Genomic DNA, 822 nt, shown 5'->3' with positions numbered 1-822 from the left:
CCCTTGACGGGGATGTTGTAGGAGAAGCCCGTCCCGAACCGGTTCGAGCGGTAGATCGCGTCGTCCGTGGTCCCGGCGATAGCATCCGTGGTGGGGGACTTCTTGGACCCGCCCGAGGCGAAGGCGTCCGCGGCGAAGACGCCCCGCGAGGTGGTCTCCTGCGGCCCTGCGGCGTTGAGGCGGTAGGCCTCCCCGGAGGAGGTCCCGCCCGAGACGCTCAGGCTGAACTCATCCGTGGCGCTGCCGCCCTTCCCGTCCGAGGCCGTCACCCGCACGGCCAGCGTGCCCGCGTCGGCCGCCGAGGGCGTGCCGCTGAAGGAGCGCGCCGCCGGGCTGAAACTCAGCCAGGAGGGCAGCGCCCCGCCGCCGGCCAGCGCGGCCGAGTAGCTCAGCGCGTCCCCGTCCGGGTCGGTGAAGGTGCCCGCCGGGAAGGCGTAGCTGTAGGCCGTCCCCGCCGTGGCGCCCTGGTCCGGGATCGCGCTCGCCACCACCGGCGAGCCGTTCGCCGTGCCTCCGCCGGTGACGGTCAGCGTGAACTGGTCTGAGGCGTTTCCGCCCTTTCCGTCAGAGGCTGTCAGCCTGATGGTCAGGGTCACGGCCGAGGCAGGGGCCGTCCCGCTCAGTTGCCGGGTGGCCGGGCTGAAGCTCAGCCAGGAGGGCAGCGCGCTGCCGTTGCCCTGCGTGGCCGCCAGCGTCAGCGCGTCCCCGTCTGGGTCAGTGAAGGTGCCGCTCGGCACGGTGTAGGCGTACGCAGCGCCTGCCGCCACGCTCTGGTCCGGTACCGGTGCCGAAACCACCGGCGCCTGGTTCGTGGCACCGCCT

General features: G+C 73.1%; 1 protein-coding gene. It reads right to left on the bottom strand.

All coding sequences use genetic code 11. The features are described 5' to 3' along the window. On the bottom strand, positions 1-822 hold an 822-nt coding region (locus FOA19_RS23250; protein WP_190300534.1), incomplete at both ends, for a putative Ig domain-containing protein.

Source organism: Rufibacter hautae, assembly GCF_008271695.1.
Lineage (GTDB): Bacteria > Bacteroidota > Bacteroidia > Cytophagales > Hymenobacteraceae > Nibribacter > Nibribacter hautae.
This window is presented reverse-complemented; position numbering and strand designations above follow the sequence as displayed.